This is a genomic window from Halomicrobium katesii DSM 19301 (assembly GCF_000379085.1).
Lineage (GTDB): Archaea > Halobacteriota > Halobacteria > Halobacteriales > Haloarculaceae > Halomicrobium > Halomicrobium katesii.
Genome location: NZ_KB905379.1, coordinates 610265 through 633078, shown reverse-complemented (window position 1 = coordinate 633078; position 22814 = coordinate 610265). Strand labels below are relative to the sequence as shown.

At 65.6% G+C, this 22814-nt stretch carries 23 protein-coding genes, 3 tRNA genes and 1 pseudogene; 15 read left to right on the top strand and 12 right to left on the bottom strand.

The window, feature by feature from the left end; genetic code table 11:
• Position 1 precedes the first annotated feature (1 nt).
• Positions 2-808 (bottom strand): DUF7839 domain-containing protein, encoded by an 807-nt coding sequence (locus tag HALKA_RS0118735; RefSeq protein WP_018259436.1) that lies wholly within the window; start codon positions 806-808, stop codon positions 2-4.
• Positions 809-994: 186 nt separating this feature from the next.
• Here HALKA_RS0118735 and HALKA_RS0118730 point away from each other — a divergent pair, with 186 nt between their 5' ends.
• Complete coding sequence (locus HALKA_RS0118730; RefSeq protein WP_018259435.1) at positions 995-1195, top strand: DUF8149 family protein; 201 nt, start codon at positions 995-997, stop codon at positions 1193-1195.
• A gap of 4 nt (positions 1196-1199) precedes the next feature.
• On the opposite strand, the gene HALKA_RS0118725 is transcribed toward HALKA_RS0118730, so the two are convergent.
• A complete protein-coding gene (locus HALKA_RS0118725; protein ID WP_018259434.1) occupies positions 1200-2831 on the bottom strand; it encodes an aryl-sulfate sulfotransferase in 1632 nt (543 codons plus the stop codon).
• Positions 2832-3082: 251 nt separating this feature from the next.
• On the opposite strand from HALKA_RS0118725, the gene HALKA_RS0118720 reads away from it, so the two are divergent.
• Positions 3083-4477, top strand: a complete 1395-nt coding sequence (locus HALKA_RS0118720; protein ID WP_018259433.1) for an ATP-binding protein — start codon at positions 3083-3085, stop codon at positions 4475-4477.
• 174 nt (positions 4478-4651) lie between these two features.
• Here the strand turns inward: HALKA_RS0118720 and HALKA_RS0118715 are convergent, their stop codons facing one another.
• From HALKA_RS0118715 to HALKA_RS0118695, 5 genes are all read right to left on the bottom strand, one after another.
• Complete coding sequence (locus HALKA_RS0118715) at positions 4652-4837, bottom strand: DUF7576 family protein (protein ID WP_018259432.1); 186 nt, start codon at positions 4835-4837, stop codon at positions 4652-4654.
• Between the two features lie 61 nt (positions 4838-4898).
• Positions 4899-6080: a bifunctional sugar-1-phosphate nucleotidylyltransferase/acetyltransferase gene (gene glmU, locus HALKA_RS0118710; protein ID WP_026190424.1), complete on the bottom strand. Its 1182-nt coding sequence runs from the start codon at positions 6078-6080 to the stop codon at positions 4899-4901.
• A 181-nt stretch (positions 6081-6261) separates the two neighbouring features.
• Positions 6262-6336, bottom strand: a tRNA-Glu gene (locus HALKA_RS0118705).
• Positions 6337-6402: 66 nt separating this feature from the next.
• Positions 6403-7515 carry a sensor histidine kinase gene (locus tag HALKA_RS0118700; RefSeq protein WP_018259430.1) on the bottom strand — a complete coding sequence of 371 codons (1113 nt, stop codon included), beginning with the start codon at positions 7513-7515 and terminating at the stop codon, positions 6403-6405.
• 180 nt (positions 7516-7695) lie between these two features.
• A complete protein-coding gene (locus HALKA_RS0118695) occupies positions 7696-9660 on the bottom strand; it encodes a 3-hydroxyacyl-CoA dehydrogenase/enoyl-CoA hydratase family protein (protein WP_026190423.1) in 1965 nt (654 codons plus the stop codon).
• A gap of 113 nt (positions 9661-9773) precedes the next feature.
• Between HALKA_RS0118695 and HALKA_RS0118690 the strand changes: the two genes are divergently transcribed.
• Complete coding sequence (locus tag HALKA_RS0118690) at positions 9774-10931, top strand: acyl-CoA dehydrogenase family protein (protein WP_015763023.1); 1158 nt, start codon at positions 9774-9776, stop codon at positions 10929-10931.
• On the opposite strand, the gene HALKA_RS0118685 is transcribed toward HALKA_RS0118690, so the two are convergent.
• Entirely contained in the window at positions 10928-11317 is a 390-nt protein-coding gene (locus HALKA_RS0118685; RefSeq protein WP_015763024.1) for a hypothetical protein, read from the bottom strand. The genes HALKA_RS0118690 and HALKA_RS0118685 overlap by 4 nt on opposite strands.
• 97 nt (positions 11318-11414) lie before the next feature.
• Here HALKA_RS0118685 and HALKA_RS0118680 point away from each other — a divergent pair, with 97 nt between their 5' ends.
• Entirely contained in the window at positions 11415-12023 is a 609-nt protein-coding gene (locus tag HALKA_RS0118680; RefSeq protein ID WP_018259428.1) for a DNA-3-methyladenine glycosylase family protein, read from the top strand.
• Between the two features lie 182 nt (positions 12024-12205).
• Here HALKA_RS0118680 and HALKA_RS0118675 read toward each other — a convergent pair whose 3' ends face one another.
• Together HALKA_RS0118675 and HALKA_RS0118670 are read right to left on the bottom strand one after the other, a co-directional pair.
• The gene (locus HALKA_RS0118675) at positions 12206-12478 is read right to left on the bottom strand and encodes a hypothetical protein (protein ID WP_018259427.1); all 273 of its coding nucleotides are present in this window, start codon (positions 12476-12478) and stop codon (positions 12206-12208) included.
• Between the two features lie 44 nt (positions 12479-12522).
• Positions 12523-12987 (bottom strand): nucleoside deaminase, encoded by a 465-nt coding sequence (locus tag HALKA_RS0118670; RefSeq protein ID WP_018259426.1) that lies wholly within the window; start codon positions 12985-12987, stop codon positions 12523-12525.
• A 233-nt stretch (positions 12988-13220) separates the two neighbouring features.
• Here HALKA_RS0118670 and epsC point away from each other — a divergent pair, with 233 nt between their 5' ends.
• The 8 genes and pseudogenes from epsC to HALKA_RS0118630 all read left to right on the top strand — a co-directional run bounded on the left by epsC (position 13221) and on the right by HALKA_RS0118630 (position 19489).
• Positions 13221-13832, top strand: a complete 612-nt coding sequence (gene epsC, locus HALKA_RS0118665) for a serine O-acetyltransferase EpsC (protein WP_018259425.1) — start codon at positions 13221-13223, stop codon at positions 13830-13832.
• Between the two features lie 206 nt (positions 13833-14038).
• Positions 14039-14275: pseudogene (locus HALKA_RS0118660) on the top strand (succinylglutamate desuccinylase/aspartoacylase family protein); the annotation flags it as partial.
• Positions 14276-14379: 104 nt separating this feature from the next.
• Entirely contained in the window at positions 14380-14775 is a 396-nt protein-coding gene (gene sdhC, locus HALKA_RS0118655; RefSeq protein WP_015763031.1) for a succinate dehydrogenase, cytochrome b556 subunit, read from the top strand.
• Complete coding sequence (locus tag HALKA_RS0118650) at positions 14775-15140, top strand: succinate dehydrogenase hydrophobic membrane anchor subunit (protein ID WP_018259423.1); 366 nt, start codon at positions 14775-14777, stop codon at positions 15138-15140. The genes sdhC and HALKA_RS0118650 overlap by 1 nt, the downstream gene beginning before the upstream one ends.
• A 2-nt stretch (positions 15141-15142) precedes the next feature.
• Positions 15143-16030, top strand: coding sequence for a succinate dehydrogenase/fumarate reductase iron-sulfur subunit (locus HALKA_RS0118645; RefSeq protein ID WP_015763033.1), 888 nt, complete (start codon positions 15143-15145; stop codon positions 16028-16030).
• Positions 16031-16048: 18 nt separating this feature from the next.
• The gene (locus tag HALKA_RS0118640; protein ID WP_018259422.1) at positions 16049-17917 is read left to right on the top strand and encodes an FAD-binding protein; all 1869 of its coding nucleotides are present in this window, start codon (positions 16049-16051) and stop codon (positions 17915-17917) included.
• Between the two features lie 135 nt (positions 17918-18052).
• Positions 18053-19363, top strand: a complete 1311-nt coding sequence (locus tag HALKA_RS0118635; protein ID WP_018259421.1) for a 5'-deoxyadenosine deaminase — start codon at positions 18053-18055, stop codon at positions 19361-19363.
• A 28-nt stretch (positions 19364-19391) separates the two neighbouring features.
• Positions 19392-19489, top strand: a tRNA-Trp gene (locus tag HALKA_RS0118630).
• A 617-nt stretch (positions 19490-20106) separates the two neighbouring features.
• Here the strand turns inward: HALKA_RS0118630 and HALKA_RS0118625 are convergent.
• A tRNA-Leu gene (locus HALKA_RS0118625) sits at positions 20107-20191 on the bottom strand.
• 132 nt (positions 20192-20323) lie between these two features.
• On the opposite strand from HALKA_RS0118625, the gene HALKA_RS0118620 reads away from it, so the two are divergent.
• From HALKA_RS0118620 to HALKA_RS0118610, 3 genes are read left to right on the top strand one after another with little or no spacing between them, the layout of a single operon-like run.
• On the top strand, positions 20324-20824 hold the full coding sequence (locus HALKA_RS0118620) for a helix-turn-helix domain-containing protein (protein ID WP_018259420.1): 501 nt from the start codon (positions 20324-20326) through the stop codon (positions 20822-20824).
• Between the two features lie 45 nt (positions 20825-20869).
• Complete coding sequence (locus HALKA_RS0118615) at positions 20870-22000, top strand: acyl-CoA dehydrogenase family protein (RefSeq protein ID WP_018259419.1); 1131 nt, start codon at positions 20870-20872, stop codon at positions 21998-22000.
• A gap of 37 nt (positions 22001-22037) precedes the next feature.
• Positions 22038-22574, top strand: coding sequence for an HAD family hydrolase (locus HALKA_RS0118610; protein ID WP_018259418.1), 537 nt, complete (start codon positions 22038-22040; stop codon positions 22572-22574).
• Here the strand turns inward: HALKA_RS0118610 and HALKA_RS0118605 are convergent.
• The gene (locus tag HALKA_RS0118605; protein WP_018259417.1) at positions 22562-22789 is read right to left on the bottom strand and encodes a DUF5822 domain-containing protein; all 228 of its coding nucleotides are present in this window, start codon (positions 22787-22789) and stop codon (positions 22562-22564) included. The genes HALKA_RS0118610 and HALKA_RS0118605 overlap by 13 nt on opposite strands.
• Between the last annotated feature and the right edge of the window lie 25 nt (positions 22790-22814).

Here is a 22814-nt window from a genome sequence, read left to right as displayed (position 1 = left end):
CTCAGCCGTCGTATTCGACGATCTCGAAAGCCGCGTCGCCGTTTCTCAGCGTGTCGGTCAGCCCGGCCAGATCGTCCGCCACCGCCAGCAGACACACGTCGAGCCCCTTCGTCGCGGCCTCCGCGACGGCGGCCGCCGTCGCGAACTGGATGTCGATGTCGAGGTCGGCGGCGTGGGCCGTCGCGACGGCCTCCGTGCCCGAGACCGCGAGCAGGTCGTGGTCGCTCGCTTCCGCCGCGACGGCCGCGTGATCCACGTCGCTGCTTCCCCCGTCACGGATCGGCGGGATCGAGACGATCGCCACCGTCCCGAGGTCGTACTCCAAGACGCCGTCGAAGTCGGTGATGCCCACGTCCCGGCCCGCCTCGGCCGCCGAGACGGCGACCGCGGTCGCCGTGCCGGCCTCGCCCGGTGTCGCGTGCAACACGCCGTCTCGCATCGTCAGCGAGACCGCCTGTCCGTCCTCGATGGCGGTGGTCGCGATGGCGGTCTCGATCTCGACTTCGCCGATCACGTCGTCGGAGACGTGGTCGACGAACTCCCGGAGGTCGGTCGTCTGCGTGATGAGCCAGTCGACCCCCTCCTTGGTGACTTCGTAGCGCCCTCGTCCGTGCTTCTGGACGAAGTCGTTCTCGACGAGATCCTGGAGGTAGTTCGAGACCGCCTGCGAGGTGATGCCGATGCTGTCGGCGATCTCCTGTTGACTGACCGCCGGCTGGCGCTCGGCGATCTCGATGAGGATCTGGTACTGGGTCGCCGACCGCTTGCTCTGGAGGACCGTGGTGCCGTCGTGTGCCCCGTCCGTCATTGTCGATGCTGAGGGCGGCCGGGACAAGTATGTTTGCCCTTCATCCCCACAGGACCGGCGCTGGGGCGCTCACGATCGTCTGAAGGAAAGTCGAGTTGCTACCGGGCGACTCCGTTGTGGTCGGTCCCAGCGTGGTCGTGTCGGGAAAACCGATGATATTTCACCCCACTGGACGGAGTGGCGACCATGACAGACGACGAACTCCCCGACATCCCCGTGATCTGTACGGACTGCGACACCCGGACCAGGGTCGCCTTCGACGAGGTCGAGGCGGCGGTCGAGCGCCACAACGAACAGCTCCACGACGGCGAGGCGGTCGCACAGGTCGATCCCGAAGTCATGGAGGTCCTCGCCGACCGCGTCGCCGAAGACCTGGGACTGCTGTAGTCCGTCAGCGGACGTTCTCGACCCCTGTTCTGACGCGCCGCCCGATGCCGGCGGCGACGCCCCGGAGCGTGTGGCCCGCCCAGTAGAACTCGCTGCTCGCCCAGCACAGGCCGACGAGCACGAACAGCGCGGCGAAGGCCAGGTCGGTAAAGAGCACCCACGGCGGCGCGGTGTAGAGGATCCCGTTCGTGACCAGCGACGGCGTCACGTCTTTCAGGGCGAGCCAGAACTGATCCGTGACGGTTCGATCGCTCGCCGTCCCGTCCCCGATCGCGACTTCGGTCGCCGTTTCGTTCGTCCCGTCCTCCGGCTGGGTCCGGGGTTCGACCGGTGCCCGTCCCCTGAGCCGTGCGGCCGGTCCGCCCTCGCTCTCGTCGCCGGTTCCGATCCGCTCGACGTCGTAGGGCATCCCGACGGCGGCCGACCAGACGATCTCGTCGTCGGCGTTCACCTCGACGAGCCGGTTCCCGTTCGAGTCGACCAGCAGCGTGTTGCCGTTGGGGAGGCGGTCGGCGTCTCGGGGCCACTTGAGACGCACGTCCCGCCAGGACCAGCTCTGGACCCACTCGCCGTCGACGCGCTGGTACTCGACGGCGCGGGCGTTCTCGGAGTCCGCGACGACGACGGCGGGGCCGCCGTACGCTCGCGGGATGTAGTCGGCGTTGTGTTGCTCGTAGAGGATCGAGTGATCGTCGTCCTCGCCGAGGGTCCAGTTCTCGTCGACGGCGTACCCGCCGCCGTCGGTCCGATCGAGGAAGATCACCTCGTCCATGTTGCGCGGACTGAGCATGATCCGGCCGTCGGACAGCACTTCCACGTCGTTGACGTGCGTCCAGTCCCCGCCCTGGCCGCCGGCCTCGCGGCTGTAGTGTTCGTCGAAGCGCCACTCCCAGACGACCGAGTCGTCGCGCGTGTCCACGACGAACACCGAGTCTTCGACGATGTCGGCGACGATCAGGTGGGTGTCGTTGATCCTGTCCACGTCGTGCCAGCGGCCGGACGCGACCTGCGGCGTCATCTCGGCGTACACGGTCTCGTGGTCGCCCGTCGTGAGGTTGACGCGGTTGACGACGTTGCGCGTACACTGCTTACTGTGGAACTGCTCGCAGTCCTCGCCCTCGAAGCGCTTCGCGGCGACGTACTCGACGGTGTAGCGCTCCCCCTCGACGGGGTCGACATCGAAGTAGACGCGGTAGGTGTCGTTGAAGTAGACGACGCTCCCGTCGGGCGTCAGCGCGGCCAGCTCCGCCGTCTGGCCACTCACGTAGAACCCCTGTGTCGCGACGACGGTCAGGCCCCGATCGCCGCTGGCCGCCCGGACCCGCTGGGTCGACCAGTTCTCTCCCGGCAGCGTCTCCGATTTCGCCCGCTGAAACCGTGATTCCACGTCGACCTCCGTCAGACCGCTCGACGGTGGCGCTGCCGTGGCCGTCGCGTCGCCGCCGGCCGATCGGTTTTCCTCCGCGACCGTCGTCGCGTCGTCAGGTGGGGTCGCGGCCGGCGTTGCCGTCGTCGTTTCAGTGCCCGTCTCGGCACCAGCGGTCGACTGGAGAAACGACTGGGCGACCGCCGCGGCCGAGAGGATCATGACCGTCAGAAAGAGGACTCGCAGCGCCGATCGTGTGCGCGCTCTCATCGGTTGTACGGGAGGAGAGTCGACCGACTGCCGTTAAGTCTTTGTGAACGTTCGGCCTCCCTTTGAGCGACCGGATCGCGCAACGCTCGCTCATCCTGCGACCAACATAAATTGCTCATCAGCCACCAGTACACCAGTCTCGCCTCGCACTGGCGAAATGCTATCAATTACGTTCCCGTCTCGAACGGTCCGCTTCTGGTGCCCGGATCGCGAAGCTATAAGTCATTATCGCAGTAATCATTATCCAGAGTATGACCTTTTACGATCGGGTGGACGAACTGGACACACTCGTCGACGACTTCGAGACTCCATGTCACGATTTCTACGTCGTGTACGGTCGCCGCCGAGTCGGGAAAACTGCGCTCCTCAAGGAATTCTGTGACGGCCGACCACACATCTATTTCCTCGCAGCACAGGAGGCCGAAGCTCGTCAGCGTGAGAAATTCGTCGAGACTGTTGCCGATCACTTCGACGATCGGGTTCCGCGTATCGACGGGTGGGACGAGGCGTTCAGCTATCTCGGCGAGAAGATCGCACAAGAGCGGTGTATCGTCGCGATCGACGAGTTCCCGTATCTCGTCGACGAGAACGACTCACTGCCGTCGTACGTCCAGTCGTTCGTGGACGAACAGCTACAGGAGACGGACTCGATGCTCGTGTTGTGTGGCTCCAGTATCAGTACGATGGAGTCGGAAGTCCTGGGACACGAGAGCCCGCTGTACGGTCGGCGGACGGGACAGATCGATCTCCAGGCGTTTACGTTCCAGCAAGCTCGTGACGTGATCGCGTACGACATCGAAGCGGCGGTCCAGTCGTACGCGATTACGGGTGGGACGCCGATGTATCTCACTCTGTTCGATTACAGTCGTCCACTCGGCGAGAATGTCAAACAGGAGATTCTCTCACCGACGGCGGTGCTCTACAACGAACCGGCGTTTCTCCTTCGGACCGAGCTGCGCACTCCCGGCCGCTACATGAGTATCCTCGAGGCGGTCGCGACGGGCCATACCACGCCAAGTGAGATCGCCGGTGCGTCAGGAATCGATTCGGGACCTCTCTCGAAATATCTCCAGACGTTACGCCGCCTCCGGCTGATCGACCGGGAAGTACCCGTGACCGCGTCGTCGAAGCAGTCCAAGCGATCCCGCTACCACGTGGACGACGAGTTCCTTCGCTTCTGGTTCCGGTTCGTCGAGCCGAACCGATCCAGTATCGAGGAAGCCCCAGCAGTCGTCTACGACGAGACGATCGAACCGAATCTCTCGGACCACGTCGCGACGACGTTCGAAGATGTCTGTCGGGAGGCTGTTTGGGCTGCAATCAGGCGTGACGATCTCGGACCATACTCTGAGGTCGGGCGGTGGTGGTACGGTGAGGACGAGATCGACATCGTCGGTCTGGCACCGGGTGACGATCGAATCCTGCTCGGGGAATGCAAGTGGACGAATGAACCCGTCGGACACGGACTCGCGTCACAGCTACGCGAGAAAGGAGAGCGTGTTCGGTGGGGACCAGACACCCGTGACGAGGAGTACGCTCTGTTTTCGAGGAACGGCTTCGTCGACGGACTGGCAGACGATCTGGGCGACGACTGGGAACTGTTTGATTTGAGTAGGATTGGCGAGATCCTCTATAGTGACAATTGAAACGATTTACACACCGATCGCACTGCCGTCGTGCGATCGGGTGTGCATTGATTTTCAATGGCTACTATAGCTCAGTCACAGACAATGGACCGATAGCGCACACTGGCGGCTCGACCACCTCAGATCGCCACCCGCTGTTCTAATGAAGATCGTTCGATGCGGGAACGAACGCCCTCAGCGCTCGTCCCACGCGTTCAGACAGGACTCGTCACAGAAGTGCGCTTCCTGGACGGTGCCGCCTTCGATCCAGGTCACCTCGCGGTGGGTCGGTTCGTTCACGATCGCGTCGCCACACTGCTCGCAGTCGGGCGCTTCGGACTCGTCTACGTCCTCGTGATGGTCCGACGTGGGATCTACCATTAGCCGAACCGTTGGCGTCGCGCTATTTAATCCCACAGATATCTCGATCCGCCACCGCCGCTCACCGATCCCGCGTGACCGACTCGCCCGGCGTCGTGCTGGCCCCACTCGACAGGGTGACGCCGGGGTTGATACTCGTGTTGACCGCGGTCTTGACGCCGTCTCCGGCGACGACGCCGTACTTCCGCCGTCCGGTCGAGACGCGGTCGCCCTTGACTGTCTGTCTGACCGGCTCCCCGTCGTGGCGTAGGTTCGCGACCTGCGTGCCGGCTCCGAAGTTCACGTCCTCGCCGAGGACGCTGTCGCCGACGTACGTGACGTGAGGGACGGACGAGCCGGCACCGACTACGCTGTTTTTGATCTCGACGCCGTGGCCGACGTGGGTGTCCTCGGCGAGCAGGGTCGCCCCGCGGACGTAGGCGTTGGGTCCGACCTCCGCGCCGGCACGGATCAGTGCCGGCCCCTCGACGACGACGCCGGGCTCGACGGTCGCGCCGGCCTCGACGACGACGTTTCCGCGGAGCGTCGCGTCACCGCGGACCTCGCCGTCGATCCGCCGATCGAGCTCCCCGAGCTTCCACTCGTTTGCCGCCAGCAGCTCCCAGGGTCGCCCCACGTCGAGCCAGCGGTCGACCTCGACCGCGGAGACGGTTCCGGTCTCGATCGCCCGCGCGACCACGTCTGTGATCTCGTACTCGCCGCGCTCGCTTTTCTCGACGTCGAGCCACTCGCGGGCGTCGGCCGGAAACACGTACGCGCCGGCGTTCGCGAGCTCCGTCGGCGGGTCGTCGGGCTTCTCGACGATCCCCGTCACGGTGCTGCGGTCCGTCGAGAGGACGCCGTAGGCCGTCGGATCGTCGACGCGAGACGCCGCGATGGCCGGGCCGGCGTCGAACAGCGCGGCGATCGACGATCGATCGTAGAGATTGTCGCCGTTGAGGACGGCGAAGGGACCGTCGAGGTGCTCGCTGGCGGCCCCGACGGCGTCCGCGGTGCCGCGTTGCTCGGCCTGGACCGCGAACTCCACCGGGACGCCGCGATACTCCTCGCCGAAGTACGACCTGACCGCGTCGGCTTCGTACCCGACGACCAGTATCAGCTCGCTCGCCCCCGCCTCGACCGCCGCGTCGGCGGTGTGTGCCACCAGCGGCCGGTCTGCGACCGGCAGCATCGGTTTCGGCGTGTCCGCCGTGAGCGGTCGCATTCGCGTCCCCTCACCTGCCGCGAGGATGACTACTTGCATACGCGCCGAGACTCACGGCATCCATTTGAAGCTACGGTCGACGGGACGAGTAGTGTTCAGAGAAGATATCAGTGCAGGCAGTCTGAAGCACTGAAAGCCCTCGTGCAGTTGCAGTCCCGCGACTCGCGTGCTCAAATCCTGTTGCGATAGCTCTCGCTCACGACGTTGTTCGCGAGAGAAATGCTCGCTCAGGGATTTGAACCCTGGTCATTGGCTCGAAAGGCCAATATGATTGGCCGGACTACACCAAGCGAGCGACGCATATAGGGAGATAGGCTCGTGGTATTTAAAATCGTCTTTCTGCAGGCAGTTTGCGAACAGCTCACTCGAATTCGACGCCGGAGACGGTGACCCGGAGGCCCCCGCTCTCGCTCTCGGACAGCGAGAGCTGCCAGCCGTGGGCCGTAACGATCTGCTCGACGATCGTGAGGCCGTAGCCGGTGCCGTGGTCGGTCGTCGTGTACCCGTACTCCAGTACGTCGCCGCGCTCGCTGGGCTCGATTCCGGGGCCGTCGTCGGCGACGACCAGGCCGTCTTCGGTCCGGTCGACGGTGACGGTCACGCCGGGACCCGCGTGACTGGCGGCGTTCTCGAAGAGGTTCTCGAACACCTCCAGCAGCCGGTTCTCGTCGGAGAGCACCGTCCCGAGGTCGTCGCTGGCCGAGAGGGTGCCGTCCTCCGGTCCGGCGGTCGTCCAGGCCCGGTGGACGATCCGTTCCAGGTCGACGGGTTCGGGTTCCGTGATCCGATTGCCGTCCCGAGCCAGCGTCAACACGTCCTCGATGAGCGCCTCGATCCGTTCGAGGGACTGCTCGATGTGGTCGAGGTGATCCGTATCGGCGGTCTCGCGGGCCAACTGGAGCCGTCCCATGGCGACGTTCAGCGGATTGCGGAGGTCGTGGCTGACGACGCTGGCGAACTGTTCGAGTCGCTCGTCCTGCCGCCGGAGCTTCTCCCAGCCCTCGACGCGTTCGCTGATGTCTGCGATCGTCCCGACGTTGTACCGGGTCCCGTCGACCTCGATGGCCGTCGTGTGCGTCTCGACGGGGACTTCGGTGCCGTCGAAGCGGCTGTGTCTCGCCTCGCGCTGTCGCGTCTCTCCGAGGTCGAACGACTCCCAGTACTCCTCGAATCGCGCTCTGTCGATCGCCGGGTTCACCTCCCACAACCCCGTCCCGTGTAGCGACTCGCGATCGGTGCCCAGCAGATCGGCGTACGCCTGGTTCACGTAGGCAAATCGTCCGTCCGCCCCGTAGACGCCGACGGCGACGCCGACGCGCTCCACGACGGCGTTGAAGAATCCCGGTTCGAAGCCGCCGTCGGTCCGTACGTCCGCCCTCGATCGCTGGTCCGCGACACCTCGTCGCCGGCGGTCGCTGGCAGGCTCGCTCTGTGCACCGTCCCGGTCGCCGTGTCTGCTGTGTTCCCCCGTCATGTTCGCACCCACAGCGCGTACCTGACGCTGATACTCTCTCTTCTGAGCCCAGCATCAAAAACCCCTCCCGTGGTAGCACGACACATCCACCACTGGACGGCGGCTCGATCGCTGCCGTTCAGGCGGCTCCGGCACCCGACCGGCGGGGTGGGGATCGATCGCCCACGGTGGTCGACGGCCCTACTTGCCCTGGAAGTCCGGGTCGCCGTCACCCATGAACGCCGTGATGCCCTCCATCACGTCGTCGGTGCCGATGAGGTGGCCGAAGGCCTGGGCCTCGACCTCCAGTCCGGCGTCGGTGTCGTCGCGCCCGGCCAGCATCGCCTTCTTGGTCAGCTCCTGGGCGACGGGCGGTCCGGCGGCCAGGTCGGCGGCCAGTTCGAGCGCCCGCTCGTCGATCTCGTCGTTGGGGACGACCTCGTTGACGAAGCCGTAGTCGGCCATCTCTTCGGCGTCGTAGCGCTCGGCCGTGAAGATGATCTCCTTGGCGCGGCCCTCGCCGACGATGTTGCTCAGGCGCTGGGTGCCGCCCCAGCCGGGCAGCAGGCCGAGGTCGTGTTCGGGCTGGCCGAGTTCGGAGCGCTCGCTGGCGACGCGTATGTCCGCACAGGTGGCCAGTTCCATCCCGCCGCCCAGCGCGTAGCCGTCGATGCCGGCCACGACCGGCATCGGACAGGACTCGAGCTTGCCGAACGTCTGCTGGCCTTTCCGGGAGAGCTCGATCGCTTCTAGCGGCGTCGCGTTGCTCGCCATCGACTGTACGTCCGCGCCCGCGGAGAAGGCCCGATCGCCCGCGCCGGTCAGCAGGATCGCCCGCACCTCGTCGTCCTCGCTGAGGTGATCGACGGCGTCGGCGATCTCGTCCATCATGTCTGGACTGACCGTGTTCATTCGGTGTGGGCGATCGAGTTCGATCTGTGCGACGTACTCCTCGGGGTAGGACAGCGAAATCGACTCGTAGTCGGTCGACTCCGCTTCCTCGTCGTCGTAGAAGCCGCCCCCTTTGGCGGCCGCTTCGAGGCCGTCCGAGAGCTCGTAGCGGGCCGCACCGGTCTCCTCACGGGCCGTTTCGAGCGCGTCGACGAGCGCCTCCAGCCCTGCCTCGTCGGCCAACTTCGCCGGCCCGTCCGGGAAGCCGCCGCCGAGCATCACGGCCTCGTCGATGTCGCTGACGGGTGCCACGTCGTTCTGGACGAGCTTGCCGACCTCGTTGGCCATCACGGCCAGCAGACGGTGTTCGACGTCCTCGCGGCCGGCGTCCGTCGGGATGTCGACGCCCCCGTTCTCGTAGTCGTAGAACCCTTCGCCGGACTTCTTGCCGAGCCGCTCGTCTTCGACCGCCTCTTCGAGCAGCGGACACGGTGCGTACTGCTCACCGAGCACCTCGTGCATGTATTCGAGGACGTGCAGGCCCACGTCGTTGCCGACCTGGTCCGAGAGCTCGAACGAACCCATCGGCAGGCCCATGTCGAACTTCGTCGTCGAGTCGACCTCGGCGATCGTCGCCACGTCGTCGTGGACGAGCCAGCAGGCCTCGTTCATCAGTGGCACGAGGATGCGGTTGACGATGAATCCGGGCGAGTCCTTGCGGACGCGAACGGGCGTCTTGTCGAAGGCTTCGGCGAGCGCTTCGATCGCGTCGAGCGTCTCGTCGTCGCTGTGTTCCCCCGAGATGACTTCGACGAGGGGCATCCGAACCGGGGGATTGAAAAAGTGCATCCCGCAGAACTGCCCTGGACGCTCCGTGACTTCGGACAGCTCCGTGATCGAGAGGCTCGACGTGTTCGTCGCGAAGATCGCGTCCTCGGGGGCGTAGCCTTCCACGTCGCCGTAGACGTCTTTCTTGATCTCCATTTTCTCCGGGACGGCCTCGATGACCACGTCGGCGTCGCCGACGGCCGCCTCCATGTCGACCAGCGGTGTCACGCGGTCCAGGGCCGCGTCGGCTTCGTCCTGGCTGAGCTGCTCTTTTTCCGCGAGTTTGTCGAGGGACCACTCGATGTTGTCGTACCCGTCCTGGACGAACTCCTCTTTGATGTCGCGCATCTGCACGTCGTAGCCTGCGATGGCGGCGACCTCGGCGATTCCGTGACCCATGTTCCCTGCGCCAAGCACCGCCACAGTCTCAATGTCCTCAAAATCCATGACAGGCGTATTCACTCTCGCCCAGGGTTTCAACGTTTCTCTCGCATAACAACCACGGTGCCGTTTATTTCTGTACGAAATCATTATCTGTGATACCAGTTAACACTGATAACATGGACTTCGACCTCACAGACGAGCAACGTCAGGTCCGAGACGAGGTGCGACGGTTCGCGGAAAACGAGATCAAACCCGACGCGACCGAGTACGACACCGAGGAGAAGTATCCCCGTGAGATCGTCGAGCAGGCGGCCGAGATCGGACTCACGGGCGCGAACATTCCCGTCGAGTACGGCGGGGTCGGCTACGACACGCTGACCAACGCGATCATCGCCGAAGAGCTGTTCGCGGCCGATCCCGGCATCGGACTCTGCATCCAGTCGACCGCCTTCGGGGCGGACGCTCTCGTCGGCTTCGGGACGGAGGAACAGAAAGAGGCGTTCCTCGAACCGGTCGCGACCGGCGACGCCATCATGGGGGCGGCGATCTCCGAGCCCGACGTGGGATCGGACGTGTCTTCGGTGTCGACGCGGGCGGAGAAAGACGGCGACGAGTGGGTGATCAACGGCAACAAGATGTGGATTACCAACGGTTCGATCGGAGACTACTTCGTCGTACTCTGTAAAACAGATCCGGAGGCGGAGGGCCGGTACAACGGCTTCTCCCAGATCGTCGTCGAGGCCGATCGCGACGGGTTCGAAGCCGACAAGATCACCGGCAAGCTCGGCATCCGCGCGTCGGACACCGCCGAGTTGATCCTCGACGACGTGCGCGTCCCCGAGGAGAACCTCGTCGGGACCCGCGGCGCGGGCTTCCTCCAGCTCATGCAGTTCTTCGACGAGACCCGGACGGGCGTCGCCGCACAGGCCGTCGGGATCGCGAAGGGAGCCGCAGAGCGCGCGCTCGACTACGCCGAGGACCGCGAGCAGTTCTCCAAACCGATCAGCGAGTTCCAGGCGATCCAGCACAAGCTCTCCGAGATGCACACGCAGGTCGAAGCCGCCCGGATGCTCACCTACAAGTCCGCCTGGAGCGTCGACAACGAGGACGACCAGCTGACGATGCTGGCCTCGATGGCCAAGGAGTTCGCCTCGCGCGTCGCCGTCGAAGTCGCCGACGAGGCCGTCCAGATCCACGGTGGTGCCGGCTACGTCAACGACTTCGACGTCGAGCGGTTCTACCGCGACGCCAAGATCACCCAGATCTACGAGGGGACCAGCGAGATCCAGAAGAACATCATCGCACGCGAACTGCTCGGCAAAGGGATGACCTAAACCGCGACGCGCAGCGCTTCGTCGAGGCTGTCGACCGTCTCGATGTCGACGCCGGGGATCTCGCCGATCTTGCTCTTGAGCGCCATCTTCTTGATGTCGTCCGAGACGATAATCCAGTTCGTGATCCCGTACTCGGTGCCGGCCTCCGCGGCCTCCTGTGCCTTCTCGAAGACCTCCCCGTTGAGTGCGGACTCCATTTTCAGGACCGAGACGTGCGTGTCGATGGCGGGATCGGTCGCCAGCTCTTCGAACCGCTCGTTGACGGCCGCAAAGACTTCTTCTCTCGTTTCGATGTCGACACCGAACTCGGCTATCAGCGCGTTCTCCTCTACGTACAGGCTCCAGTCGTCTGTCGTCACGCCCACCGCTCCGTGCCCGCTGAACATAACTGCCACTCTCTGATTATCACCAGCGATACTTTTCCCGTCCTCGCTCCGACACTCGACCGCAACGTTCTCGACGCTCTCGTCCCATCGTCCGTCCGTGAGCGATCCCCACGACCGACTCCGCGAGGATCCCGACCTGGGACCCCTCGTCGAGACCCACGGCGAACTGACGATCTCGCCGGCTGAGGACCTCTTCGCGCGAATTCTGACCTCGATCGTCCGCCAGCAGGTGTCGATGGCGTCGGCGGCCGCCACCCGCGAGCGACTGTTCGACGCCGTCGAGGTGACGCCGTCGGGCGTTCTGGCGGCCGACGACGAGGTACTGCGTGACGCCGGTCTCTCTCGACAGAAGACTCGCTACGTCAACAACGTCGCGACGGCCTTCGAGGAACGCGGGCTCTCACGGACGTACTTCGAGGACGTGGACGACGACGCTGTCGTCGACGAACTCACGTCGATCACCGGCGTCGGGGAGTGGACGGCGAACATGCAACTCATCTTCTCGCTGGGCCGCGAGGACGTGTTCCCCGTCGGCGACCTCGGCATCCGGACGGGCATGGCGTCGCTCGTCGGGCCGGAGATGTCCCGCGCCGAGATGTCCGCGTACGCCGAGCGATGGGCACCCTATCGGAGCTACGCCAGTCTCTACCTCTGGCGCGTCGAAGAAGACGTCGAAGAGAGTGTCGACGAGGTCGAATCGCTGTGACCGGCGCGTCTCTCACCGTCGGTGGCCGAAAGACGGCGGCCAGGAGGGCCGAACTGTCGTCCGGGAGCCGGTGCATCAGGATCGAACCGTGTTGCCGCCACTCGCCATCTCCCGTACGAGTATCGCAATACGACTGACAAGAACCTGTCGAAAAAAACCCGTGGACGGGGCGGCCGCGGAACTCACTCCCCGTCCATCTCGAAGTCCTCGATCGAGTGGCCCTGCCGGACGATCCGCTCGCTGATCAACAGCTTCTCGGTCCGGTCGAGTGCCTCCCAGTCGAGGTGGTCCGGAGGCGACGACTCCAGGGACTCGAACTGCTCGATCACGCGGCCGTTGACGAATCGCGAGAACTCATCGCAGTTCGGGCAGGTAACGGAGAGGTGCGAAACGTCGAAGTCGCGCGTCAGGGTGTGCTCTCGACAGTTCGAGCACCGGTACGTACGCTCGGTCATACCCATCGAAGGGGTTCGAGGGGGTTGAGCACTGCGATCTGTCGCTACCAGTCGAACGCCTCGTGGACGGCCAGTCCCGCTTCGTGACACACCGGCCCGGTCACGTCGGTGACGCCGTCAAGAATCGCTCCCGATCGAACCGTCGGCTCGCCGCCGGTGAACTCGTGGATCTCGTCGCCGCCGACGCTGTAGACGATCCGCCCCAGTCCGACCGAGCGGAGACCGCCGGCACACATCGGGCACGGTTCCGTGCTCGTGTACATCACTGTCCGGGCGCGCTCTTCCGGCGTGTACGATCGCTCGGCCGCCAGCGCGAGATCGAGTTCCGGATGGCGTCGCAGATCGTCCGCCGTGACGACGCGGTTCGACGCCGCCGCGATCTGCTCGTCGTCACGGACGAGGACGGAACCGAACGGTCGGTCACCGCGGTCGGCGGCCGCACGGGCGAGGTCGATGGCCGACTGGACGTGTCGCTCGTGGTCGAACTCCTCGAAGTCGGGGTCTGCCATACCGCCATTCTGGGGTACCCCACAAAGAAAGGCCGGGTCCTCCTGGCGGTCTCGCGGGGTAATAGCGACGGGGTTTAAGAGGCTGGATCTGCGAACGTAGAGTATGCTTCGCGGGCACGCTCGCAACCGATCGGTCGTCCCACGAACGTCCGCTCTCGCCGGCCGCTGTCGGTGAGCGCCCCGCTCTTCTCGTCACCGCGCACCGCTCTCTCACCACGCCTGACACTCCAACAATGTTCGACCGCATCGCAGACGACATCCGATTCGCCAAGGCCAACGATCCGGCCGCAACGAGCACCCTCGTGGTGGTGTTGACCTATCCGGGACTGCACGCCGTCTGGTGGTACCGCCTCGCACACGCCTGTCACCGCCGCGGTCTCGCCCTCGCCGCCGCCCTGCTGGCGTCCGTCGGTCGATTTCTCACCGGCATCGAGATCCATCCCGGCGCGACCGTCGGCGAGCGGCTGTTCATCGACCACGGCATGGGGACCGTCGTCGGCGAGACCGCCGAGATCGGTGACGAGGTCGTGATGTACCACGGCGTGACGCTGGGCGGGAAATCCAGCGAGCCGGTCAAGCGCCACCCGACGATCAAGGACCGCGCGCTGATCGGTGCCGACGCGACGCTGATCGGCGACATCACGATCGGCGAGGACGCGACCGTCGGTGCCGGCTCCGTCGTCGTCGACGACGTGCCACCCGACACGACCGTCGTCGGCAACCCCGCCCGCCCGATCGACGCCCTCGAAGACGAGGAGGGAGTCCCAGACGCGGACGAGGACGACGGAGTCCACCCGGACTGCGCCCCCGGCGTCGAACCCCGCTGGCGGGAAGTCGAGCCGTAGGCGCGTCGCTCACACCATCCGATTCCGCTCGCACCTCCGAGGCCCGCTGCTCGCTTCGCTCTCATACGGAAAGTTGTAGGTCTTTACCAGATCGACCGCACGCCGTCGTGCGGTCGACTGGGGTAAACGCCTACAACCGTCCGTATCAGCGCGCCTCGCTACTCCTCTCCGGCCTCTTCTTCCTCTGCCTCCAGTTCGCCGTCGGCGTCGACATGCACTTCGACCGCGGTGCCTTCGTCGAGGCGGGCGACCCGATCTGTACGATCGCCAACCCCTTCAAGACAGATCGGACGGTCGTCGAAGCACCGTTCACCGGACTGCTGGTCGGGGTGCTGGAGAATCCGCTCGTCTACCCCGGCAACCCGCTCTGTCACCTCGTGAAACTCGACGACCGGACCCAGCGCGCGCTGGAGCGCAACGGCGGGATCGACGATCCCGTGTGAGCGACGTGTCGTGTCACGCCGAACGTGAACTACCGATCACGTTTGCCGAGAGCGCGCGTACGTTGTAGTAACTTCTATTTGTCCCCGCTCCAAGTGCTGGGTGTATGAGTCAGTCTTACAATCGCGGCACCGTCGAGGACTTCGGACGGTGGCGGGACTTCTCGGCCGGGATGTGGGCGTGGATCTTCCACAAGTTCACCGGCTGGGTACTCGTCGGCTACCTCTTTACCCACATCGCCGTGCTGAGCACGGCGATTCAGGGGGAGGCACTGTACAACGGCACCCTGCAGGGACTCGAAGCCCTGCTCGTCGTTCGCTTCCTCGAGGTCGGCCTGCTCGCCGTCGCCGTCTTCCACATCCTCAACGGGCTCCGACTGCTGTTCGTCGACCTGGGTATCGGACTCGAAGCACAGGACAAGAGCTTCTACGCGTCGATGGTGCTGACGGGCGCGATCGTCGTCGCCAGCATCCCGACCTTCCTCGGGGGGAAACTCGTCTAATGGCCGAACACTACTCCTCTTTCGACCGGAACGGATCGCGGTGGCTGCTACAGCGGATCACGGCGGTGTTCCTGATCGGCGTGCTGGCCTTCCACTTCATGCTGCTGCACTTCGTCAACCACGCGGCGGAGGTCACGCTGGCCGGCACGACCGCCCGGATGAGCTCTATCGGCTACTTCACGACGATGTGGCTGTTCCTCGTGACCGCGACCTTCCACGGCGTCAACGGCGTCTACAACGCTCTCATCAACCAGGGTCTGACCGGGACTCGCAAGCGAGCGGTCAAGTGGGTGCTGGTCGTCGCCGGTGTCCTGTTGATCGCACAGGGAACCCGCGTCGCCGTCGCCATGACCAACCTGATCTAACCATGAGTACGATCGAACAAGAGACAGAGACAGAGGAGACGACCGACGAGTCGGCCGAGCCGACCGTCGAATCACCGGGCGAGCGCCGTCGGGCGGAGAAACAGGAGCGGGCGCAGGCCCGAGAGGACCAGCGCGTCGACGAGGAGATCGACCACTCCGAAGAGACGATCACGCTCAAAGTCTTCCGCTACGACCCCGAAGTCGAGGGGAAAGAAGAGCCGCGGTTCGACGACTTCACCGTCCCCTTCCACAAGGGGATGACCGTCCTCGACGCGCTCATCTACTCGCGGGACCACTACGACTCGTCACTGACCTTCCGACACTCGTGTCGGCAGGCCGTCTGTGGGTCCGACGCGCTCTTCATCAACGGTCGCCAGCGACTTGCCTGCAAGACCCAGATCGCCGACCTCGACGCCGGGACGATCCGGATCGAGCCGCTGCCCCACCAGGAAGTCGTCAAGGACCTGGTCGTCGACATGGAGCACTTCTACGACCAGATGGAGGCCGTCGAGCCGTACTTCGACGCCGACGAGCTGCCCGACGACGAGCTCGAAGAGCAGCGCCAGGACCGCGAGAACCGCGAGAAGATCAAGATGTCGACGCGGTGTATCTGGTGTGGCGCGTGCATGTCCTCGTGTAACATCGCGGCCGGCGACAACGAGTACCTCGGGCCGGCGGCGATCAACAAGGCCTACCGCTTTGCGATGGACGAACGCGAGGGCGAGCAGCGCAAGCAGGAACGGCTCCGCATCATCGAGCAAGAACATGGCGTCTGGCGGTGCCAGACGCAGTTCTCCTGTACCGAGGTGTGTCCGAAAGACATCCCACTGACCGAGCACATCCAGGAGCTCAAACGGGAAGCAGTCAAGAACAACCTGAAGTTCTGGTAATCCTAAGGGAGACTAACAATGCACGAACACGACGTGATCGTGGTCGGTGCCGGCGGTGCCGGCCTCCGAGCGGCGATCGCAGCCGACGAAGAGGGTGCCGACGTGGCACTCGTCACGAAGCTCCACCCCGTCCGGAGCCACACGGGCGCGGCCGAGGGTGGCATCAACGCGGCACTGCGCGAGGGCGACGACTGGGAACTCCACGCCTACGACACCATGAAGGGGTCTGACTATCTCGGGGACGCCCCCGCGATCGACACCTTCGCCCAGGACGCCCCCGAAGAGGTCGTCCAGATCGAGCACTGGGGGATGCCGTTCTCCCGCGAGGACGACGGCCGCGTCTCGCAGCGTCCGTTCGGCGGGATGTCGTTCCCGCGGACGACCTATGCCGGTGCGGAGACGGGCCACCACCTGCTGCACACGATGTACGAACAGGTCGTCAAACGAGGCATCGAGGTGTACGACGAGTGGTACGTCACCAACCTCGCCGTCACCGACCACGACGACCCGGAGGAGCGCCACTGTCACGGGGCCGTCGCCTACGAGATCGCGACCGGCAACGTCGAGGGGTTCTGGGCCCGCGACGGCGTCATCCTCGCGACCGGTGGTCTCGGACAGGCCTTCGATCACACGACCAACGCCGTCGCCAACACCGGCGACGGCTGTGCGATGGCCTACCGCGCGGGCGTCCCGATGGAAGACATGGAGATGATCCAGTTCCACCCGACGACGCTGCCCTCGACGGGCGTGCTCATCTCCGAGGGGGTCCGTGGCGAAGGCGGGATCCTCTACAACGACGAGGAAGAGCGGTTCATGTTCGAACACGGCTACGCGAACAACGACGGGGAACTCGCCTCTCGTGACGTGGTCTCGCGGGCCGAACTCACCGAGGTCAACGCCGGCCGCGGCATCGAGGACGAGTACGTCGACCTCGACATGCGCCACCTCGGCGAGGAGCGCATCCTCGATCGCCTGGAGAACATCCTCCACCTCGCGGAGGACTTCGAGGGGGTCGACGGCCTCGACGAACCGATGCCGGTCAAGCCCGGCCAGCACTACGCCATGGGCGGCATCGAGACCGACGAGAACGGCGAGACCTGTATCAGCGGACTCTACGCTGCCGGCGAGACGGCCTGTGTCTCGCTGCACGGCGCGAACCGTCTCGGGGGCAACGCGCTGCCGGAACTGCTCGTGTTCGGCGCGCGCGCCGGCCACCACGCCGCCGGCAAGGACATGAAGACCGCCGAGATCCAGACCGGCCGCTCTGCCAAGAGCGAGGACGGCGACGTGGAACCGCCCGTTGAACCCGGCGCTATCGAGGCCGGGAGCAGTGACGGCGACGTTGCAGCGGACGGTGGTGAGCGATCCTCGTCAGACCGTCGGTCTGACGCTGCGATGGTCGAGCCCAAGGAGACGCTGGAACACACCGTTCGCCAGGAACGAGAGCGAATCGAGTCGCTGCTGGAAGCGGACGGCATCAACCACGCCGAGGTCCGCTCGAACGTCCAGGAGACGATGACGGAGAACGTCAACGTCTTCAGAAAAGAGGAGAGCCTCAACGACGCGCTGCGTGACCTCCGGCGCGCACGCGAGCGCTACGAGGACGTCGCCGTTGCCGACCCGTCGCGCACCTACAACACGGACCTGATCCACACCATCGAGACGCGCAACATCCTGGACGTGGCCGAAGCGATCACGCTCGGCGCACTGGCCCGCGAGGAGTTCCGCGGCGCTCACTGGCGCGCGGAGTTCCAGGAACGGCGCGACGAGGAGTGGATCAAGCACACGATGCTGGCCTGGGACGACGGGACGCCGGAGCTGTACTACAAGCCGGTCCTGCTGGAGAGCCAGTGGAAAGAGTACGAACCCAAAGAGCGGTCGTACTGACCACTCCGTCGTCGCGGCGTCGACTGCGCTCGCCGCTGTCGACGCGAGCCGCGACCTGATCGCCGGTCTGCCGTAGCTTCGACGCGTTTTCTCGACCCAAACCGCTTAGGGAGTGGCACACCACCCCTCGTGGTGATGCGACTTACCGGGACCGTCGTCGCCGACAGCGACACCGTCTACGAGGACGGCGCGGTCGTCACGAGCGGTGACGAGATCGTCTTCGTCGGAGATTCTGAGACCGCGGCCGAGCGGCATCCGGACCACGACAGCCGGTCGTTCGACATCGTCGCGCCGGGGCTGGTCGGCTCGCACGTCCACTCGGTACAGAGCCTCGGACGGGGGATCGCCGACGACGAAGCGCTGCTGGACTGGCTCTTCGATCACGTCCTCCCGATGGAGGCCGCGATGAACGCCGAACAGATGCGGACCGCGGCGACGCTTGGCTACATGGAGTGTCTGGCCAGCGGCGTCACGACCGTCGTCGACCACCTCTCGGTCGCGCACGCCGACCAGGCCTTCGAGGCGGCCGGCGAGATCGGGATCCGCGGCCTGCTCGGGAAGGTGTTGATGGACTACGACGCCGGGGCGCTACAGGAAGACACCGACGCGGCACTGGCCGAGTCCGAGCGCCTCATCGAGCGGTATCACGGGGCTTTCGACGACCGGATTCGCTACGCCGTCACGCCGCGCTTTGCCGTCTCCTGTACCGAGCGCTGTCTCAGGGGTGCTCGCGATCTCGCCGACGCCTACGACGGCGTGCGCATCCACACGCACGCCAGCGAGAACCGCGACGAGATCCAGACGGTCGAAGACCGGACGGGCATGCGCAACGTCGAGTGGCTCGACGAGGTCGGCCTGACGGGGCCAGACGTGACGCTCGCCCACTGCGTCTGGACGGACGAGACCGAGCGGGCGATCCTCGCCGAGACCGACACCACCGTCGTCCACTGTCCCAGCTCGAACATGAAACTCGCCAGCGGGATCGCGCCCGTCGAGGCCTACTTGCAGCGGGGGATCACCGTCGCGCTGGGCAACGACGGCCCCCCCTGCAACAACACGCTGGATCCGTTCACCGAGATGCGCCAGGCGGCCCTGCTGGCGAAGGTCGACGAACTCGACGCGACGGCGCTGCCGGCGGCGACCGCCTTCCGGATGGCGACCGAGCACGGGGGGCAGGCGACTGGCTTCGACGTGGGCGTCCTCGCGCCGGGTCGGCCGGCCGACGTGATCGGCCTCACGACGGGCTCTGCTCGGGCGACGCCGGTTCACGACCCGCTCTCGCACCTCGTCTTCGCCGCCCACGGCGACGACGTTCGGTTCACGATGGTCGACGGCGAGGTCGTCTACGACGACGGCTCGTTCGCGAACGTGGACGGCGAAGCCGTCCGCGCGGACGCTCGACGGCACGCAGACTCGATCTACGCTGAGATCCCGTCCAAGGATTAATGCCCGTCTCGTCCCAACGACTGGCCGCGGAAGGGTGGCTCAGTGGTAGAGCGCCGCGACCGACTCCAGCATCGGTCGGCGGTCGTCCCTTCAGGGCTTCGCGTGGTTCGAATCCCGCCCCTTCCATCGTGCTCCGAACGACAGTGCGGAGCCGATGGTGACGCGCGGATTCGCGCCCTGGCAGACGAGCGCAGCGAGTCTTCCTCTGGTTCGAATCCCGCCCCTTCCATCGTGCTCCGAACGACAGTGCAGAGCCGATGGTGACGCGCGGATTCGCGCCCTGGCAGACGAACGACCTGAGTCTTCCTCTGGTTCGAATCCCGCCCCTTCCATCCGGCGGCGAGCGACGCCGCGCTGTCGGTGCCTTCGTCTCGAACTGTGTCACACGACGCGAGGCTGGCGGCCGGTGAGATCGTGTCTCGTACGAGTCCTTCGGCTATCGATCGTGAAAAGCGTAGGAAAGGGGTGGTGGGTGGTGGTGGGTGCTGGCACCGGGATGGTGCCGTACTTACGCATTATCGATGGATGGTAATAAATGCGTCGGCCAAGTATCAATGTAGATAATTGGGGCGAACGATCGCTGTTCTCTCGTCTCTGACAGTACCGTTCGGGTGTTCTCCCCAGTGCTGACGAGCGGTCACCGGCACCGTGGCGACTCTCCCGAAGTAGTCGAGTCGGACACTGTGGGGGCTCGAATCCGCTCGTCCCATTTCTGCTGCTCACGAGTTTGTTCGCAGCAAGAATGCGTGGGACCGGATTTGAACCGGCGGACCCCTACGGGACAGCGCCCTCAACGCTGCGCCGTTGGCCTGGCTTGGCTACCCACGCTCGTTGCGTCGTGCGCATTCAGTCCTATTCCGTGGTTGGGTAAAAGCGCTTTCGTTTGCGACTCTCCACGCGAACCTCTCACACTCGCGACAAAGCGGGCATTTCAAATACGTTCGGTCCGCTACGGCCCGCATGGCAAAATACTCGACCGGCAGTGGCAGTGGCAGCGCCGGCGAGAGCTGTGAACTCTGTGGTGCGTCCGACGCCGACCTCGAAACGGCGAACGTGGCGGGGGCGACGCTGCAGGTGTGTGCGGACTGCTCTCAGCACGGCGAGACCTCGAAAGCCGAATCGTCGGACGGTTCTCGCAGTGATCGAGACACCGATCGAAAGCGCCGTGCGGCCCAGAACGCGGCCAAGATGGCCGACGCACAGCAGCCCGACGCCTCCGACTGGGAGGACGGCGCGAACTACGAGGACGATCAGCTCCCGTATCTCGTCTCTGATTACGGTTCCGTGGTCACCGAGGCCCGCCAGGACGCGGGCCTCCAGACCCAGGAGCTGGCCGAAGAGCTGGCTGTCGACGAATCCGACGTTCTCGCCGTCGAACAGGGCCGTGCGACGCAGGCCGGCGTCGGCGGTTCGGTCGTCGCGAAGCTCGAAGACTTTCTCGATATCGAGCTGGCCGAGTGACGGTCGCGCCGTGGCACCTATTGGCAATGGAGCTGTACGTGGCGTATGGAGCTCTCGTCCGAGCAGCGTGCTATCCGTGACACCGTCCGCGAAGTCGCCAACGAGGAGATCAGGCCGGTCGCACGCGAGTGTGACCGCGAGCAGACGTTCCCCGAGGACGCCTGGGACACGCTGGCCGAGATCGACGTGACCGGCCTGATGGTGCCCGAAGCCTACGGCGGCCTCGACGTGGACCGGCAGACGTACGCGGTCGTGAACGAGGCCGTCGCCCACGGCTCGCTGGCGGTGGCGACCGCGCTGTCGGTCCACTGTCTCGCGACCTCCTGTCTCGCGACCTTCGGAGACGAGCAGCTCCGGGAGGCGTGGCTCCCGGACATGGTCGCGGGCCGTCCGGTCGGGGCCTTCGCTCTCTCCGAGCCCGATACGGGATCGAATCCGCGACAGATGAGCACCGTCGCGCGCCGCGAGGGCGACGAGTACGTGATCGACGGGGAGAAGGCCTGGATCACGAACGGACAGCGCTCCGGAGTCGTGATCGTCTTCGCGAAGACCGACCCGGACGATCCGAACTCGGTCACCCAGTTTCTCGTCCCGAAGGACAGCGACGGACTGACCGTCGGTTCGAAAGAGGAGAAGCTGGGGCTGCGAGCCAGCGACACGACGACGCTGACGCTGGATGGGGTCCGCGTGCCAGAGCGGTACCGCCTCACCGAGGAGGGCCGCGGGCTCGCTGCCGCTCTGTCGATCCTGACCGGCGGACGGGTCGGTATCGCCGCGCAGGCGGTCGGTCTCTCGCAGGCGGCCCTCGACGAGACGGTCGACTACGTCACGGAACGCGAGCAGTTCGACGGCCCGATCGGCGACATCCAGAGCGTCCGGCACACGATCGCGGAGATGGAGACGACCGTCCGGGCCGGCCGCGAGCTGACGCACGCGGCGGCGCGGGCCATGGACCGCGGCGAGGACGCCCGTACGAGCGCGAGCGTCGCGAAGTACTTCGCGACCGAGGGAGCCGTCGACGTGACCCAGCAGGCCGTCCAGCTCCACGGCGGCTACGGCTACACGACCGAGTTCGACGTCGAGCGGTTCTACCGGGACGCCAAGGTGACGACGATCTACGAGGGGACGAGCCAGATCCAGAAGAACGTCATCGCTCGGGCACTCCTAGGGGAGTGACCGAACGCTCTTGTCCGTCGGGGTCGTGCGCCCGCACATGAGCGCCGACTACGACGCCGTCGTCTACGACCTCGATGGCACGCTCGTGCGTCTGGCGGTCGACTGGGACGCGGTCGCGAGCGACGTCGACGACGTGTTGCGAGAACGCGGCGTCGACGCGGCGGGCCACTCGCTGTGGGAGATGCTCGAACTCTCGGAGGAGCGGGGCCACCGCGACGCGGTCGAGTCCGTTATCGCCGATCACGAGCGACCGGGTGCGCGCGACTCGGAGCGACTCTCGCTGCTCGACGAACTGCCCCTGGACGTTCCCGTCGGCGTGTGTTCGCTCAACTGCGAGGCCGCCTGTCGGATCGCCCTGGAGACACATGGCGTCGACGGTCACGTCGATGCCGTCGTCGGCCGCGACTCCCTGTCGGCGTACAAACCCGATCCGGCCCCGCTCCGGGCCCTGCTCGCGGAGTTCGGCGTGTCCCCGTCGGCGGCCCTGTTCGTCGGCGACTCGGAGGGCGACGCGACCGCCGCGCGACGCGCGTCGATGGACTTCCAGTGGGTCAACGAGCGTCACTCCCTGTAGCGTGCGTAGGCGTACACACCGGCGGCGGTACAGAACCAGACGACGGCACCCACCCGGATCGCGAACTCGGCCCACTCCGCCCAGCCCGTCAACTGGACGAACAGCGAGAGGGTAGCGACGATCGGCGCGCCGACCAGGATGGTCGTCACGAAGGTCGTCTGCATGACCCAGCCGAAGTCGACGCCATCCGGGTCCGTCTCCTCGACGTGTGGCATGGCACACACTCGTGGTGTCCGGCGC